Origin of the sequence: Membranihabitans maritimus (genome assembly GCF_021729145.1) — a bacterium.
In the GTDB taxonomy this organism is placed as follows: Bacteria; Bacteroidota; Bacteroidia; order Chitinophagales; family Saprospiraceae; genus Membranihabitans; species Membranihabitans maritimus.
Window position 1 is genome coordinate 115,256 of record NZ_JAJSLW010000009.1, and the last position, 11,859, is coordinate 127,114.

Annotated in this window: 13 protein-coding genes; 7 read left to right on the forward strand and 6 right to left on the reverse strand. The window is 36.3% G+C overall.

Features of this window, described 5'->3' with window-relative positions:
• Window positions 1-84: 84 nt before the first annotated feature.
• Entirely contained in the window at window positions 85-1,113 is a 1,029-nt protein-coding gene (gene ribD, locus LVD47_RS12385; RefSeq protein WP_236976440.1) for a bifunctional diaminohydroxyphosphoribosylaminopyrimidine deaminase/5-amino-6-(5-phosphoribosylamino)uracil reductase RibD, read from the reverse strand.
• 113 nt (window positions 1,114-1,226) lie between these two features.
• Here ribD and LVD47_RS12390 point away from each other — a divergent pair, with 113 nt between their 5' ends.
• The gene (locus LVD47_RS12390; protein WP_236976449.1) at window positions 1,227-1,760 is read left to right on the forward strand and encodes an HNH endonuclease; all 534 of its coding nucleotides are present in this window, start codon (window positions 1,227-1,229) and stop codon (window positions 1,758-1,760) included.
• Window positions 1,761-1,768: 8 nt separating this feature from the next.
• Here the strand turns inward: LVD47_RS12390 and LVD47_RS12395 are convergent, their stop codons facing one another.
• Window positions 1,769-2,905 (reverse strand): cysteine desulfurase family protein, encoded by a 1,137-nt coding sequence (locus tag LVD47_RS12395; RefSeq protein WP_236976451.1) that lies wholly within the window; start codon window positions 2,903-2,905, stop codon window positions 1,769-1,771.
• Window positions 2,906-2,918: 13 nt separating this feature from the next.
• Window positions 2,919-4,304, reverse strand: coding sequence for a phosphoglucosamine mutase (glmM, locus tag LVD47_RS12400; protein ID WP_236976491.1), 1,386 nt, complete (start codon window positions 4,302-4,304; stop codon window positions 2,919-2,921).
• 38 nt (window positions 4,305-4,342) lie between these two features.
• Here glmM and LVD47_RS12405 point away from each other — a divergent pair, with 38 nt between their 5' ends.
• Window positions 4,343-4,891 carry a phosphatase PAP2 family protein gene (locus tag LVD47_RS12405; RefSeq protein WP_236976500.1) on the forward strand — a complete coding sequence of 183 codons (549 nt, stop codon included), beginning with the start codon at window positions 4,343-4,345 and terminating at the stop codon, window positions 4,889-4,891.
• Here the strand turns inward: LVD47_RS12405 and LVD47_RS12410 are convergent.
• Window positions 4,861-5,460: a hypothetical protein gene (locus tag LVD47_RS12410; protein ID WP_236976502.1), complete on the reverse strand. Its 600-nt coding sequence runs from the start codon at window positions 5,458-5,460 to the stop codon at window positions 4,861-4,863. The two genes, LVD47_RS12405 and LVD47_RS12410, sit on opposite strands and share 31 nt — an antisense overlap.
• Before the next feature lie 91 nt (window positions 5,461-5,551).
• Here LVD47_RS12410 and mnmA point away from each other — a divergent pair, with 91 nt between their 5' ends.
• From mnmA to LVD47_RS12425, 3 genes are read left to right on the forward strand one after another with little or no spacing between them, the layout of a single operon-like run.
• Window positions 5,552-6,649, forward strand: coding sequence for a tRNA 2-thiouridine(34) synthase MnmA (gene mnmA, locus LVD47_RS12415; protein WP_236976504.1), 1,098 nt, complete (start codon window positions 5,552-5,554; stop codon window positions 6,647-6,649).
• A 6-nt stretch (window positions 6,650-6,655) separates the two neighbouring features.
• A complete protein-coding gene (locus LVD47_RS12420; RefSeq protein WP_236976506.1) occupies window positions 6,656-7,489 on the forward strand; it encodes a hypothetical protein in 834 nt (277 codons plus the stop codon).
• Window positions 7,482-8,039 carry a ribosome maturation factor RimM gene (locus LVD47_RS12425; protein WP_236976508.1) on the forward strand — a complete coding sequence of 186 codons (558 nt, stop codon included), beginning with the start codon at window positions 7,482-7,484 and terminating at the stop codon, window positions 8,037-8,039. Before LVD47_RS12420 ends, LVD47_RS12425 begins: the two co-directional genes overlap by 8 nt.
• A 3-nt stretch (window positions 8,040-8,042) precedes the next feature.
• Here LVD47_RS12425 and LVD47_RS12430 read toward each other — a convergent pair whose 3' ends face one another.
• Window positions 8,043-9,338: a NupC/NupG family nucleoside CNT transporter gene (locus LVD47_RS12430; RefSeq protein WP_236976510.1), complete on the reverse strand. Its 1,296-nt coding sequence runs from the start codon at window positions 9,336-9,338 to the stop codon at window positions 8,043-8,045.
• Between the two features lie 219 nt (window positions 9,339-9,557).
• Here LVD47_RS12430 and LVD47_RS12435 point away from each other — a divergent pair, with 219 nt between their 5' ends.
• Both LVD47_RS12435 and LVD47_RS12440 read left to right on the forward strand, forming a co-directional pair.
• Window positions 9,558-10,190 (forward strand): uridine kinase family protein, encoded by a 633-nt coding sequence (locus LVD47_RS12435; protein WP_236976512.1) that lies wholly within the window; start codon window positions 9,558-9,560, stop codon window positions 10,188-10,190.
• A 264-nt stretch (window positions 10,191-10,454) separates the two neighbouring features.
• Window positions 10,455-11,522 (forward strand): 6-bladed beta-propeller, encoded by a 1,068-nt coding sequence (locus LVD47_RS12440; protein WP_236976514.1) that lies wholly within the window; start codon window positions 10,455-10,457, stop codon window positions 11,520-11,522.
• A gap of 66 nt (window positions 11,523-11,588) precedes the next feature.
• Here LVD47_RS12440 and LVD47_RS12445 read toward each other — a convergent pair whose 3' ends face one another.
• Window positions 11,589-11,858, reverse strand: coding sequence for a hypothetical protein (locus LVD47_RS12445; RefSeq protein WP_236976516.1), 270 nt, complete (start codon window positions 11,856-11,858; stop codon window positions 11,589-11,591).
• Window position 11,859: the final 1 nt, after the last annotated feature.

Below are 11,859 nucleotides of genomic sequence, written 5' to 3' on the forward strand. Positions count from 1 at the left end.
TCATTTTGGTTAATTCAAAAATACACAAATCAGTTGATAGTTCTACAATCTGGTCGTTCACTTTAAATTAAATTTAACGGAAATTCACCTTTCTATAAACGTTATTACATCATCACTTAATTTTTTCTGACCAACGATCTTTCCGAGACCCTGGAACACGGGAGCCTTGACTCCATCATTGATTTCTAAATTTCCATTTTGGATGATTCTTATCTCATCCCAATAATTCTGATTTAATAAGTTGTTTACTAATTTTCTTCCGCCTTCCACTAGAATCGTCCCGATGTTATTTTGAAATAACTCTTTTAGTATATGTTTAAAACTAAAGTCCAAAGTAGGGATAATTTTTGTATTTGGAAAATCCTTTTTACTTGACTTTGTAAATAATATATTTCGACCTTCTATTTGAAATACCTTTAATTCAGGGGAGATGGTATCCTTTTCATCTATTAGTATACGGACAGGGTTTTTCTGATTATTGAACCGACTTGTTAATTGAGGATTGTCGATATTTAGTGTATTTGTACCTACTAATATGGCGTCGGTCTCGTTTCTCCAGCGGTGCACCCAACGGTCGGTGATGGAATTGGTGATCTTACAAGCTTTATTCTGTCTGGCAATGAAACCATCTGAGGAAATAGCCATCTTAATTATTATATAGGGGCGCTTGTTTTTTTGCTGGATGAAGAAAGGAGTGAGGGTTTTAGTACCCAAATTACTTTTAAAAGGTTTTTCCACTTTGATGCCCCTGTCTTTTAAAATGGGGATGGATTGACCTTTCATACTTGGGTTGGGGTCTAACAAGTCAATATATACTTTTTTTATTCCTGAATTGGCAATTGCTTCGGTACAAGGGGGCGTTTTCCCAAAATGATTGCATGGTTCTAAACTTACAATAATAGATTTATTAGCCGGTTTGGTGCAATTTTGCAGGGCATTGATTTCTGCGTGATTATGTCCATAATCTTCATGATAACCCTCGCTGGTAATGGATCCTGTAGATTCATCGAAAATAATGGCACCTACACGAGGGTTCGTTAATGTACGGCCTGTGGCACGCCAGGATAATTCTGATGCCCTTCGAAAAAGGAGCATTTCGGTATCTATTTGCATATTATGTAAATATTTTGTATCTTTAACCACTGAGATTGACCAAAAATAACTTAATTGGAAACTTTTCACAAAAAAATCATAAGGTAATAAACCCCAATCATAAAATTTGAAAAGTGCTTTATAAGATTAAATTAAGTAATGCCGACAAATTCGTTTTGTTGGACGGAGAAGTTTACGAAAAACTATTACAAGACGAGTATTTGACTAAAATCAAATTTCTCGATAACTTGAGAATGCATTCATCAGGTTGCGCAGTATTTCAAAAATCCTGGCGTACAGCAGATGGAACCTACAAAGTCGAAACTATTTATCCTCACAGATTAATCGCTGAAAGGTTTATCCAAAATGATAATCCCAAAAACAATCTGGTAGGTGCTGTCAATGGCAATAAATTAGATTGTAGGCTTGAGAATTTGGAATGGAGAAATCGTTCCAAGGCCAGTAGGTTCAGGAAAATAACCAATGAGAGCGGATACAAAGGAGTGTATAAAGAAAAAGATAAGTATCGAGCTATCATTTACCTGAATGGTAAAGCTGTACATATAGGGATGTTTAAGACTGCCGAAGAAGCCGCAAAAGCATATAATGAAAAATCATATGCTAACTTTGGAGATAATGCAAAACTCAACAAAATCAGGAAAAAATAGTCTTGATTTTACAGGCTTTTCTTGAGTACCTCAATTGTTTGACTTACTTCCTCTGTAGTATTTAGAAATGAAAATGAAAATCGTACTGATTTTCCAGCCTGTTTATTGTTGGTTATAGCACCAATTACGTGCGATCCTTTTTCGGCTCCCGAACTGCAGGCACTTCCTCCGGATGCTGATATGCCAGCAATATCCAGATTCATTAGTAAGAGGTCACTTTTTGCAGTTTGCGGTACCATAATATTCAGGATGGTGTACAGGCAATCTTCAGGATCTTCCATTGACATTATTTTGACCGTCGGAGGTAATGCTGTTTTTATTTTTTCAATAAAATATTGCCTGAGAGCAACGACATGTTGCCTTTTTTTATCAAGATTATTTTTGCAATATTCAAGTGCTTCTGCCATTCCGACAATCCCTGCAAGGTTTTCTGTACCGCCTCTGACATTTCTTTCCTGACTTCCGCCATTAATAAAAGGTTGAATTATATTATTACTGTTGACATATAAAAATCCAATACCTTTAGGACCATGAAATTTATGACCCGAGGCCGAAAGAAATGAAATATACATTGAATTCAAATCAATGGGTAAGTGTCCCACGGTCTGTACGGCATCAGTATGAAATAAAATATTGTTGCTTTTGCATATTTCACCTATTTCTGCAATTGGATTAATAACTCCAATTTCATTGTTAGCATGCATAATCGATACTAACGTACGGTCATTTTGAGCATTTATTTTATTTTCAAGTTCTGCAAGATCGATTCTACCCATATTATCTACAGCCAAAAATTCTACTTGAATTCCTCTTTTTGTCTTAAGAAAGGAAAGGGTGTTAAGGACACTGGGATGTTCAATAGGGGTAGTAATAATCCTTTGGACCCCGTATTGATCGACAGAACAATTAAGTGCTGTATTGTTGGACTCGGTTCCTCCTGAAGTAAAGAAAATTTCACCAATTGATGCATTGAAATTCTCGGCAATCGATTTTCGCGATTTTTCTATAGCCGCCCTACATTTTCTACCGTGCTTATGAGTGCCGGAAGGATTACCAGTCATTTCCATTAAGACTTGCGACATGGATTGAACCACACTTTCAAGCATGGGTGCAGATGCCGCATTATCGAAATATATTGACTTCATTTTTAATCATTTTTTACTTTACAAATGACATTATTTTTTGTTTAAATTTATCTGCTACAGCTTGTGCTTTATCTTTGGATTTGCCTTCAGTATAGATCCGTATTATAGGTTCTGTATTTGATTTTCTCATGTGAACCCAATGATCCTCAAATTCTATTTTCAGACCATCAATGGTATTGAGTCTTTCAGATTGGTATTCCCTTTCTAACTTTTTAAGGATATCGTCCGGATTAATACCTTTTACAAGTTTTACTTTTTCTTTGGCCATTTCATATTGAGGAAGTTTTTGTTTCCAGTCGGATGGTGTGATATCAAAATGAACCATTCCACTCAAAAATAAGGCTGTTCCAATAAGTGCATCTCTCCCATAATGTAATTCGGGAACAATTACACCGCCATTGCCTTCCCCTCCGAATAGGGACTTTTGTTTTTTCATCATTTCTACTACATTCACTTCACCGACAGCGCTTGCGTGATATTTTTGATTAAATTTATTAGTAATATCACTTAAAGCCCTGGTAGATGATAGGTTAGATACTGTATTGGTTATTAGATTTTTATGTAATAAGTATTGAGCAATAGCTACAATAGTATATTCTTCGCCAAACATTTTACCATCTTCGCGAATGAAAGCTACACGGTCCACATCCGGATCGACGGAAATTCCCAGATCTGCATTTTCACGCACAACCGTTTGTATTAATTCCGATAAATTCTTTTCCAGAGGTTCAGGATCGTGAGAGAATTTCCCGCTTATATCATCATTTATTGCTATAACATGGCAATGTAACTTTTCTAAGAGAGGGATAAGGGAAATAGAACCTGTGCTGTTAATACAATCGACTACTATGGTAAATTTTTTCTTACGTATCTCATCTTTTAGAACCCAGGGGTGTTCCAAAACTCTTGATATATGGTAATCAATAGAATCTGTTGAATTTGTTAGTTTCCCAATTGATGCGTAATCGACAAAATCTATTTTACGGTCAACAATTAATTGCAGCAATTCCTCTCCGTCAGACTTGGAAATAAATTCGCCTTCCGAATTCAGTAATTTTAGTGCATTCCAGTTCATAGGGTTGTGAGATGCAGAAAAAATAATGCCACCATCTGCATTTACTTTTCTTACATACATTTCGAGAGTAGGCGTAGTCGTTAGCCCTGTATCAATGACATCGATACCCATGGAAAGTAGTGTTCCGGTTACCAAATCACTGACGATTTTGCCAGTATTCCTTCCATCTCTGCCGATTACAATTGATGCTTTTCCCGTTGCTTTATTGAGAACCCATTGCCCGAAAGCTGCTGTATTTTCCACGATATCAATAGGAGTAAGGTTGTCTCCTACACTTCCGCCAATTGTCCCTCTAAATCCAGATATTGATTTAATTAAAGTCACTTTGTTTACCTATTTTTGTTTCAAATATTGCAAATGTAATGGATTCTTTACTTTATCTCGATACACAATTGTTTAAATTAATTAATGGTCTGGAACTTGGATTTGTTGATCAGATTTTGGTTTTGGTCCGTAATAAGTTTACCTGGATTCCCTTGTATATTTTTATGATTTCATTTTTTATATATCGATGGGGAAGGCGTTCCTGGCTTCCTATTTTATTCACTTTGTTGACAGTTGGTATTTGTGATACCGTCAGTTCTCAATTGATTAAAAAAAATGTCGAGCGTGTAAGACCTTGCCGAACTATGCAGGTGCAAGAGCGGGTTCATTGTGGCAGTGGATATAGCTTTACCAGTTCCCATGCTACCAATCATATGGGGTTGGCAGTGTTTTGGTTTCAGTTATTGGGCGTTTGGGGGAACAAAAGATGGTGGTTGATATTCTGGGCATTTATGATCGGATTTTGCCAGATTTTTGTGGGGGTACATTATCCCTTTGATGTATTGACGGGATTTTTATTAGGGACAGCCGTGGCGATGGGAACCTATTTCCTCTATCAAAAAATATATCCGAGGCTCAAAGAATAAGTTTTGCTTTGGAAAGGTGAAAGATCCTGACCAAAACTTATAAGATTACCTTCAAGGGCTGCTCCTATATGGATCTTCTTTATATCAAAGAATAAGTGAAAAATACTGGACAGGTAATCCAGTTCCACTGAATTTAGATATTCCAGGTATGTTTGTTTGGGTTGATTTATACCGATATTGTATCCCAGGTCTGTACCAACACCAATATTTAAAAAATCATAATTGAGTATGTTATAAGTGGCTCCACCTGTTAATTTAATTCTCCGAAATTTTCGCCCGGTAGTTTCAATGGAGGAAATGATAGCCGATTGCCTGTTTTTAATATCAATAATTTCATGAGACTGGTACAGAAAGCCAAATTTGTAATTTATTATGTTTCCTTGTTTAATTGCATCTATTCCTACTTGATAACCCAAGGCACTTTTCGGGATAACAGCCTCAGTCCTGGAACTCTGGTCAAGGGCATTGAAACCTACTTTACCAATCACAGACCAGTCCTTTAATAATGATTGGCCGTATGAAAAAATGGCGAATAGTAAAAAAAACTGTAATAGTAAAACCCTTTTCATCCCATTGTGTTTGTAGAAAAACGTTTGAACTCTTAAAATGTAGCACAAAAAGTTGATAAAATTTAAATAATTTTGCATTTAAATTGGGATTATGAGTAAACATGGAAAAGTTTTAGTAGCTATGAGCGGGGGAATCGATTCTACCGTAACCGCTATGTTGTTACAGGACCAGGGGTATGAGATAGTGGGAATCACTATGAAAACATGGGATTATGCAAATTCTGGAGGCCATAAAAAGGAGACTGGTTGTTGTAGCCTGGATAGTATCAATGACGCACGACAGGTAGCAGTGGATAGAGATTTTCATCATTTTATTATCGATATAAGAAATGAATTTGGTGATTATGTAATTGATGACTTTGTCAATGAATACATGAATGGAAGAACTCCGAATCCTTGCATACTTTGCAATACACATATTAAGTGGGAGGCTTTACTTAAAAGAGCTGATGCTATGGATTGCGAGTATATAGCTACAGGACATTATGCCAGGATAAATGAAGATAATGGGCGTTATTATGTTTCACGTGCCGAAGATTTAAATAAAGATCAATCTTATGTCCTTTGGGGATTGAGCCAGGAATGTATGTCGCGTACACTTTTTCCATTAGCGGATCTAACGAAGCCGGAGGTACGACAGGTAGCGGAAGATATGGGATATACTGATCTTTCCAAAAAGGCTGAATCCTACGAAATATGCTTTGTGCCTGATAATAATTATCATAACTTTCTAAAAAATAGGGTGGACGGACTGGAAGAAAAGGTAGCTGGTGGTCAATTTGTGGATGTAAAAGGTGAAGTAATTGGCTCTCATAAAGGATATCCCTTTTTTACTATTGGCCAAAGAAGGGGATTGGGAATGGCCTTTGGTGAACCTAAATATGTGACGGATATATTGCCCGAAAGCAATACGGTAGTGTTGGGAGATCAGGATGATTTAATCAAAAATGGAATGAAAGTTCACAGGATAAATTCCATGAAGTACAAAAAATTTCCTGTTAATTCAGAACTATTTACTATGATTCGATACAATGATAAAGGATCTTTAGCTGTTATTAATGAATGTCAGGATGATTCCCTCGATGTTGAATTTTTGTCAAATGTTCGAGGCATTGCCCCGGGACAATCAGCGGTCTTTTATGAAGGTGATGATGTGATCGGAGGCGGAGTTATATACAAAGGAGTTTAGTTTTTTATGAAAAAAATAGCGATAATTATTTACGTTCTCTTGTGTGTGGTGGTCTTTGTTAGCTGTACGGAAGATCGCAATATAGAGCCGCGTCAACTATTGGTTGATCGCTATTACCCTATCGAATCCGGAATGGAAAGGTTATTTAAAGTCGATTCAATAACGTATGATTTTAATGGTGAAGTTGGAGAGATTGTTATTGATACGACTCAGTTATTTTTGAAACAAATCATAAAAGAGGAATCTTCTATTAATGGAATTGATTGGTATGTTATTGAGGAACTGACTGCTGATTCCGAGGAAAGTGAATATGAATTCAAGCGATTGGTTTTGGAAAGAAAGAATGAGGGGAGACTACAAAAAAAGGAAGGGAACCTTACTTTTATCCCGTTGAGTTCTTCCCTTGAATTATACGACGAATGGCAGGGAACCGCTTTATTTGATAAGAGTGCTGTGGAGATATTTGTGGAAGGGGAGATTATTAAGCCATATGAAAACTGGAATTATATTCTGGTGGAAGATAATGGTACTTTGGAAGTGGAGGGAACAGTCTATAATGAGGTGATACAAATAAATCAACATGATACTTCTACCCTTGAAAGTATGGATATGAATGGGAATCCGTTGTTATTCCCGCCAGAAAAACAACTTTTCTACGAATTGGCGAATGAGTGGTATGCTCCGGACAAGGGGTTGGTAATGAAGGAAGAATATAATTTGACATCTATATGTGCTTCCTCCAGTGTAAATGAATTTCAGATGTTTTGTGATACTACAACGATATTCCAAAATGCTGAGCGCGGATATATTTACCGGCAAAAACTGATATCCATTGAATAAATTGTTACTGGAAAAGGATTTTATTAAAATTGGTTTTATCGCTGGTTTATCAGGGGTGAATGGGTTTTTCAAGGTGGTGTTGGACGCTGATTTCGAAGACTACTTTCACAAGAATCTTCGTTTTTTTTATATAAAGGTCGATGGCATGTTTGTTCCATATTTTATAGAGGAACGTCAAATGAAAAACGATCCTGTATTAATTAAGGTGGAGGCATTTTCTTCAAAAGAAGAAGCAGTTGTATTGACAGATCGTGAAATGTATTATCGGAGAAATTTTATTCCTCAAGATCTATTGACGACATTAATAACCAATCCCGAGAGATGGGATATTAATGGGTTTTTCATTGTTGAACAAAAAGGGGAAAAAGTGATAGGAAAAGTTTTGTCTATGGAAGAATACCCCTCCGGATTTATGGCAAATGTGATAGACCACAGTGGACAAAATTTTTTGGTTCCACTTGTTGAACAATTTATTATAGATATATGTGAAGACGAACAGCAGATAGTAATGGATCTGCCCGAAGGGATAATCCCGGATGAAGAAGAGTGAAGTTTATACGACTCCCAGCATTCCGGCAAGAGTAGCCGTCATAAGGCAAGCAATAGTACCTCCGATGAGTGATTTTATTCCCAATTCTGTTAATGTTTTTCGCTGACCGGGTGCAATTGCACCGATTCCACCAATTTGGATCCCTATTGATGCAAAGTTCGCAAATCCACATAACGCATAAGTAGCGATTATAATACTTTTTTCCTGAAGCACCCCTGCAGCTTTCATTTCTGTAAGGGTGAAATAACCAAAAAATTCGTTTAATATCGTTTTTTCACCCAACATCTGACCTACTTCCATTATATCACTGTAGGGCACTCCTATAAGCCAGGAAACAGGTGAAAAAATAAGACCGAATACATATTCCAGGGAAAAACTTTCAAATTTTCCTTTTGTCGAACGAAAGACCCATTCATTGAGGGTAGTCCAATCACCGAACGCATAAAATATTTTATTGGCCAGAAAAACAAAGCCCATAAATGCCAGAAGCATTGCCCCTACGTTAACGGCCAATTTCAACCCGTCCGTGGTGCCGTTTGTGAGAGCATCCAATACATTACTCCCAGCCTCCGTTTTAGGAACTGAAAGTTCTTTATCCACGGCATTAATTTTGGGCTCTGGGAACAACATTTTAGCGGCAATGATAGCCGCTGGTGCAGAAATAATGGAAGCGGTGAGTAAATGCATTCCAAAGGTAGCTTTTTCTTCCATATTATCACCACCCAACATACTCATGTATGCTCCAAATACACCACCTGCAATGGTAGCCATCCCACCCGTCATCAGGCACATTATTTCCGATTTAGACATTTTCTCCAAATAGGGCTTGATGACCAATGGAGCTTCCGTCTGACCGATAAATACATTCGCAGCAGCAGCAAGGCTTTCACGACCTGACATTTGCATCGTGCGATTCATTACCCATGCAAATCCATAAACCACTTTTTGTAGTATCCCCAGATAATACAAAAGTGAGGATAATGCAGAGAAAAATACAATGGTAGGTAAAATAGTAAATGCAAAACCAAACTTTCCTCCCGGTTCTGCCAAATCCCCAAATAAGAATATAGAGGATTCAGTTATAGCATCGATCATAAGCACAAAAAAGTCGACGATAATTTGAAATATGTTGCGAATAAATGGAACATGAATTAATAATATTGCCAAAATGAATTGTAAAGCCAATCCCGTGATGACTAACCTCCAATTTATCTCTTTTCTATTGTTACTCAATAAAAAACAAACGATTAACAAAAATGCCATTCCAAGGAGTCCTCTTAGAGTATTTTCTAGATCCATATTACAATTTAAGTGCGCAGGGTCGCCACCATTTCAATGATAGTTAATAATTTTAATACATTGTCAATACAATCAGTCTGTAAAGATTTGAATTTGACACAATAATATTTTGCAGTTTAGTGAATATATTTGGAAAATCAAATTCCTTTTTTCGTTCGCCCGGCAAATTGAAAAAAATATTAATAAATTTTTGTTTCTTCAATCAAATTTTGAAGTTATATGAAATCATGGATTATAGGAATATCTGGTGGAAGTGGTTCTGGAAAAAGCGTATTTCTCGAGGATCTGAAAAATTCATTTGCAGAGGAGGAAGTATGTTTTGTTTCTCAGGACAATTACTATAAAAGAAGGGAAGTCCAAAAGGAAGACCGTAATGGGATTAAAAATTTTGACCTTCCGTTCAGTATCCAATTAGATGAGTTTACGGATGATCTTCGTAAATTGCAAAGGGGTGAAACGGTATCCAGGAATGAATATACCTTCAATAACCCAAAAGCAAAAAGTCGAGAACTAAAGTTTGTACCCGCTCCTGTTATTGTTGCTGAGGGATTATTTTTATTTTCACATGCACCAGTATGGGATATCCTGGATTTGTCAATCTTTATTAATGCTACGGATAGCCAGAGACTATCCAGAAGAATTATCAGGGACCAAATGGAAAGAAACTATCCACTTAAAGATGTTCTTTATCGATACGAACACCATGTATTCCCTGCCTATAAAGCTTACATAGAACCTTATTATGATAAAGTTGATATGGTAATTAATAACACCACCAGATATGATTCCGGTTTGGATGTTGTAAAACTTTATATTAAACAAAAAATAAAGGATTCTTCAGGGAGTAAATAGGTGTTGTATGAAGCCAGGGGTATTTCAAAAAATTCATCCAATACAATTTATTAATAAAAGTGTATTCAAAGCTAATTTTAGGCCAAGCACACATTGCAAGAAATAGGCTGAATTTATATACATTCTTTTTAATGCCATTCTGCTTCGCAAATCTTATCTCTGATTAATTTTAATAGTTGAAAAATTGTCAGTATAATTACTTTCCCTTTTTAAAAATGGTATTATTTTTTATATTGTATTTCAATAAAATAGCAATTTTCTTATATGAATGGAAATATAAATTCTAGACGAAAATTTATTAAGACTTCAGCTGGTTTAACGGCTGCCAGTGCATTTATTTCACCTTTTAACATCATAAATAAATTTAATATAGTAATGGATATAAAATTAGGCCATGGTGATCACACCTATAAAGTGATTAAAGGTTGGGGGATACTCGACGCAGGGAAGAATCCAGTAAACGATTGCCATGAAATGGTGCAGGACAGTAAGGGAAGACTGATATTACTCACTAATGAAACAAAAAATAACATTATAATATATGATAAATCTGGAAAACTTCTGGAGACCTGGGGGCATAGTTATCCCGGAGGACATGGATTGACATTGAGTAATGAAGGAGGTGAAGAATTTTTATTTTTGACAGATACAAAAAGAAACCAGGTTATAAAAACAGATCTTAAGGGGAATGAGATTATGGTAATAGATTATCCGAGGGTAACCGGAGAATACGAATACCCCGGTAAGTTTGTACCTACAGAAACTGCTATTAATCCGGCAAACGGAGATATTTATATAGCTGATGGATACGGAAGCAATTTTATTATACAATACAACCATGATGGGGAATATATACGACATTTTGGTGGAAAGGGTGAATCGGAGGAAACCTTTAATTGTTGTCATGGTATCCTGGTGGATACAAGAAATGCCAATGACCCCACGTTGCTAATTACAGATCGATCCCATATGCAATTAAAACGGTTTACACTTGACGGTAAATATCTGTCTACGATTCCTTTGCCCGGATCATTTATTTGCAGACCGGTTTTAAAAGGTGACCATATTTATGGAGCTGTATATAGAAGTACTACCCAATCTTATCCTAATTCCGGATATATCACAGTACTCGATAAAAATGATAAAGTGGTGTCTTCCCCGGGCGGTACAGAACCAATTTATAAAAATGGGGAATTACAGGAGCAAAGAAAAGATCGTTCATTTTTGGGTTTTATGCATCCCCACGATGTTTGTGTAGACGATGATGAAAGTATTTATGTCCCCCAGTGGGCTTCGGAGAAAACGTATCCCGTAAAATTGGAAAGGGTCTAATAGTAGTGTTTGGATGAATCCTAATTACAAGCTGAAAGTATAGATGTGAAATTTGATACACTGGAATTAAATTATTTCCAGGATATCTTCATCTTCCGTGATTGGAGGTTCAAAGCGATTTTTGAAGTTCAGTATTTCATCCAGTTTTCCTTCTATAAATTGAAAGGTTTTCTCTGGGGAATCAGCTTTTAGATTATTGAGAACGGTTGACTGCTCTTCCCGGAACTTGAGGATGATTTCTGCCTGGCTTTTTTCAAATTTTACAGATAGTTTATCGTTTTGATTGAATAAGGTAATTTTAATTCGTGGATGGTCTATTTGTCCAATAATTCGCATT

Bases quoted from the DNA above. Each gene is read 5' to 3' on its own strand.
- ribD (WP_236976440.1), bottom strand. From the start codon at position 1,113: ATGCAAATAGATACCGAAATGCTCCTTTTTCGAAGGGCATCAGAATTA.
- LVD47_RS12395 (WP_236976451.1), bottom strand. From the start codon at position 2,905: ATGAAGTCAATATATTTCGATAATGCGGCATCTGCACCCATGCTTGAA.
- LVD47_RS12405 (WP_236976500.1), top strand. From the start codon at position 4,343: ATGGATTCTTTACTTTATCTCGATACACAATTGTTTAAATTAATTAAT.
- LVD47_RS12410 (WP_236976502.1), bottom strand. From the start codon at position 5,460: ATGAAAAGGGTTTTACTATTACAGTTTTTTTTACTATTCGCCATTTTT.
- mnmA (WP_236976504.1), top strand. From the start codon at position 5,552: ATGAGTAAACATGGAAAAGTTTTAGTAGCTATGAGCGGGGGAATCGAT.
- LVD47_RS12420 (WP_236976506.1), top strand. From the start codon at position 6,656: ATGAAAAAAATAGCGATAATTATTTACGTTCTCTTGTGTGTGGTGGTC.
- LVD47_RS12430 (WP_236976510.1), bottom strand. From the start codon at position 9,338: ATGGATCTAGAAAATACTCTAAGAGGACTCCTTGGAATGGCATTTTTG.
- LVD47_RS12435 (WP_236976512.1), top strand. From the start codon at position 9,558: ATGAAATCATGGATTATAGGAATATCTGGTGGAAGTGGTTCTGGAAAA.
- LVD47_RS12440 (WP_236976514.1), top strand. From the start codon at position 10,455: ATGAATGGAAATATAAATTCTAGACGAAAATTTATTAAGACTTCAGCT.
- LVD47_RS12445 (WP_236976516.1), bottom strand. From the start codon at position 11,858: ATGCGAATTATTGGACAAATAGACCATCCACGAATTAAAATTACCTTA.